Here is a 4,309-nt window from a genome sequence, read left to right on the forward strand (position 1 = left end):
CATTTCTACAGACGCTACCCGCTTCCCGAAAAGCTGGAACCACTTGTGCTTTTGCCGACAGCGGGCGGCGACATTTTCCCGGACTGAATAAAATGATGAAGTTGTTCCGGAACAATTCCTGACACCCACTCCCTTATTCAGGAAGAGCGTTCAGGCCACGTGCAGCAAACAGTACCAGATCATGAGGAATAATGTTCAGTTGCACGGTAGCATTCGCGGCTACCGGATTTAAATGCTCTGCCACCAGCTGATAACTCACCTGATAACAGCCCAGGTGAATTTCGCTGCGTATACTTTTTCCAATAAACTGCTGTCGGGTGATGGTCGCCTGGGGACAACTGCCCGATAGTGCGCCTTCCGATTTACCCACAGCAGCGACTGCCACCATCTGTGGCCGGATAAATAATTCAAGAGTTGTCCCTGCTTTTTCCATGGGAAGCGCTCGCATGGATGCCACAATGCCTAATGGGGTGCTCACATGAAACTCATCTTCAATGGTGGCAGGCAGAACGTTTCCGGCACCCATAAAGTCAGCAATAAAACGATTGTCAGGGTGGTGATAGATATCGAAGGCGGTCCCCTGCTGCATGATTCTGCCCTGCCCCATGACCGCAATGGTATCGGCAAAAGCAAAACCTTCTTCACGGCTGTGGGTAACCAACAGTCCGGCGACTTTTTGTTGCTTGAGGATATCCCGTATTTCCCTGACCAGAGGCTGACGGACCTGGCTGTCGATATTGGAAAACGGCTCATCCAGCAACACAATGGAAGGTTCGTTGGCCAATGCCCTGGCGATGGCCACACGCTGTTGCTGTCCTCCGGACAGTTCGTGTGGATAGCGCTGGTGAAGACCATAAAGGTTCACCAGCCGCAACATATCCTGAACCCGTTGCCTGACCTGTGGTTTGTTTCGGCCGAAGGTGCCTTTAAGGCCAAAACTGATGTTGTCAAACACCGTCAGGTGGGGAAACAGGGCATAATCCTGAAAGATCATGCCGATGCCCCGCTGCTCCGGCGGTGTGACCCTGGCAGCCGAGCTGACTTCCTTGCCATGGAGTTCAATGGTGCCGGATATCGGCTGAATCAAACCGGCAATCGCTTTTAATAATGTCGACTTGCCACAGCCACTGGGACCCAGAAGGCCGACAATTTCACCATCCTCTATGGCCAGGTTTAATCCGGCCAGGACCAGGTTATCAGCAATGGCGTTGTTTTTTCTGGTTGAGCGGTCATAAGCGCAGGCAAGTTTATTGATGTTCAGGGCGCTCATTGCTGTTCCTGCCTTTCCAGAGAGTGATTAAGCATAATCAGGGGAACCAATCCTGCCAGAACCAGCACCAATGCAGCAGGTGCCGCATATTCCAACTGTTCATCAGAGACGTATTGGAAGACCCGGGTAGCCAGAGTTTCAAAATTAAAGGGTCTGAGTAACAGTGTGACTGGCAGCTCTTTCATGCACTCAATAAATACCAGCAGCAGCCCTGCCAGCATGCCTTTACGGATTAAGGGCAGGTGAACACGCCTGACCATTTCCCGCGGGGTACACCCCAGAGTTCTGCTGGCCATGTCCAGCGAAGGGGAAATCCGTCCCAGGCTGGACTCAACACTGCCCACAGCCAGGGCAGAGAACCGCACCACATAGGCAAAAATCAGGGTAATGACAGAGCCGCTGAAAATAAGCCCTACCGGTGACTGGTGCCAATGAATCAGCAGTTCGTTGAGCAAATTGTCCAAGAGCGTCAGGGGAATCAGTACCCCAATGGCCAGAACAGTCCCCGGCAGGACATATCCGGTGGAGGCCAGACGCGCCGGGATTCGGGAAAAACCTCTGCACTGTAACCGCTGATAAACACCAAGAAACAGGGCAATAAAGCAGGCAACAGTGGCGGCGGAGCCGGAAACCATCAGGCTGTTACCACCGTATTTAAACAGCGCACTGCTCCATGAATCATTGAACCAGGCAATCAGGTACTCCACCAGCACCAGTGATGGCAGCACAAAACCCAGGATCACCAGCAGCCAGCACCAACCGATAGCCAGCCATTTTGACCAGCCACAAAGTTCCACCAACTCCCGCTGTTCCTGCCCGGTATTTTTCTGGTAGAGCTGTTGTCTACGACGGCTGTATTTTTCTGTGCTGATCAACAGCATAACCACCAGCAACATCAAGGCCGAGATTTTTGCTGCCGCATTCAAGCTGCCATAACCAAGCCAAGTGTCGTATACCGCCGTGGTTAATGTGGGCACGGAAAAATAGCTTACCGTGGCAAAATCAGCCAGGGCTTCCATGGCCATCAGCGCCAGACCGGTAATGATGGCCGGACGCGCCATGGGCAAGGTTACCCGAAAAAAACTGTGCAAAGATGAGCAACCCAGCAGTCGGCTGGCCAGAGCCTGGCTTTTCGATTGCTCAAGAAAAGCGGTTCTTGCCAGCAGGTACAGATAGGGATAAAGCACCAGGGCAAGCACAATAATGGCACCCCCAAGGCTGCGTATTTCCGGAAAGAAATAGTCTGCTGCTGACGTCCAACCCGTGAGCACTCTCAGAAAACGCTGCACTGGCCCGGCAAATTCCAGCAGGTCGGTATAGATATAGGCAATAACATAGGATGGCATGGCCAGAGGTAATACCAGTAACCACTGTAGCTGATCCCTGCCCGGAATTCGGGCATTGGCCATCACCCAGGCGGCAGGGATCGCCAGAATAGCCCCAAGCCCCAGGATTCCAAGAATCAGAAGGACACTGTTCACGATGTAGGTGGTTAGAACGGTATTCCAAAGATGGTCAAATAAATCACCCGCAGGGGCGAGCGCCTCCAGCACCAGAGCGACAACAGGTGCAAAAAGTAAAAGGGCCAGCAGCCAGCTGCCAGCCCTCCAGTAGATCGGTAAGTTGTGATTCATGCACTAATGACAAGATTTAAAGATCAAATTTTACTTCGTCCAGAAGACGTTGAGCCTTGGTACGGTTAGCTGCAATATCGGCAACCGGCAGTGGGTCAGCCTTGAACTTTCCCCATGCAGCCACGGTGTCAGACACAGGAACGTTCGGGTTGACCGGATATTCCATATTGTCCCGGGCATAAATGGACTGAGCCTCTTCGCTGGCCAGGTACTCCATGAGTTTGAGGGCGTTATCCTTGTTTGGTGCATATTTTGCCATCACCATGCCACTGATGTTGACATGGGAACCCACCGTCTTCTGATTGGGGAAGTTGAGATAAACCGCATCCGCCCAGGCTTTCTGATCCTCATTCTTCATCATTTTGCCGTAGTAATAGCTGTTGCCCAGAGAGACATCACAAACCCCCTCCTTGATCGCTTTTATCTGGGCCCGGTCATTACCCTGGGGACGACGGGCCAGATTGGCTTTTACCCCTTTGAGCCACTGTTTGGTTTGTGCTTCACCGTTGTGGGCAATCATGGAGGCGACCAGACCAATGTTATAGGGGTGCTTGCCACTGCGGGTACAGACCTTGCCTTTAAACGCACTGCTGGCCAGGTCTTCGTAGTTGATATTGACGGGCTTGTCATTGCGCCTGGAGCTGTAAATATTACGAACCCGCATGGTCAATGAGTACCACTGATTATCCGGGTCCCTCAAGTGTGCAGGGATGTTGTCGTTTATGGTTTTACTGTTGACGGGTTGCACCAGTTGGCGATCAACCAGATCAAAAAGACTGATCATGTCAGAAGTCAGTACGACATCTGCCGGGCTGAACTTTCCTTCCCGCTCAATACGCTCTTCCAGACCTTTCTTGGCAAACACGACGTTAACGTTTACGCCGGTTTCCTGTTCAAAGTCTTTGAGCATGGGCTCAATCAGAAAAGGTTGGCGATAAGAGTAGACATTGACCTCTTCGGCAGTCTGGGCCAGCAAAGAAGAACACGAGATTGCCATAGCAGAAGTAATAAAGAGAAGTTTTTTCATAGCATCCTGCAAACAAGAATTATTATCATTTGCGGATTCTACTTACTTCCACTCAATTCGCAACCCCTTTTTCACCTGTGGATAAATTCAATGGTCTGAAAGCCATCAATGACTACGCACCCCGCACAGTCAGTGGCTTTCCGGCAAAACCCCTGAAAATTATCGTTCTGTGGATACCTGTGTAGACAAACTATTAACAAGATGGGAATAACCCTTTGATAAAATCACCCTGTGGATAAGGTCATTTTTTTCCACAGCTTGATCACAGGTTAACTAAAACTTCCTGACAGCAAGTCAACAGTGTTATTCATCATGCAAATTGTTGAAATTAATAGTTTTTATTTGCTTATCCACAGATTTTATCAACAACTATAATAA

At 50.6% G+C, this 4,309-nt stretch carries 3 protein-coding genes; all 3 read right to left on the minus strand.

Features of this window, described 5'->3' with window-relative positions:
• Positions 1-133 precede the first annotated feature (133 nt).
• The 3 genes from KDK14_RS02225 to KDK14_RS02235 are packed head-to-tail and all read right to left on the minus strand — an operon-like array spanning position 134 to position 3,931.
• The gene (locus tag KDK14_RS02225) at positions 134-1,270 is read right to left on the minus strand and encodes an ABC transporter ATP-binding protein (RefSeq protein ID WP_257263390.1); all 1,137 of its coding nucleotides are present in this window, start codon (positions 1,268-1,270) and stop codon (positions 134-136) included.
• A complete protein-coding gene (locus tag KDK14_RS02230) occupies positions 1,267-2,904 on the minus strand; it encodes an iron ABC transporter permease (RefSeq protein WP_257263391.1) in 1,638 nt (545 codons plus the stop codon). Before KDK14_RS02230 ends, KDK14_RS02225 begins: the two co-directional genes overlap by 4 nt.
• 16 nt (positions 2,905-2,920) lie before the next feature.
• Positions 2,921-3,931, minus strand: coding sequence for a Fe(3+) ABC transporter substrate-binding protein (locus tag KDK14_RS02235; protein WP_257263392.1), 1,011 nt, complete (start codon positions 3,929-3,931; stop codon positions 2,921-2,923).
• Positions 3,932-4,309 lie beyond the last annotated feature (378 nt).

Origin of the sequence: Endozoicomonas sp. ONNA2 (genome assembly GCF_024606365.1) — a bacterium.
Lineage (GTDB): Bacteria > Pseudomonadota > Gammaproteobacteria > Pseudomonadales > Endozoicomonadaceae > Endozoicomonas.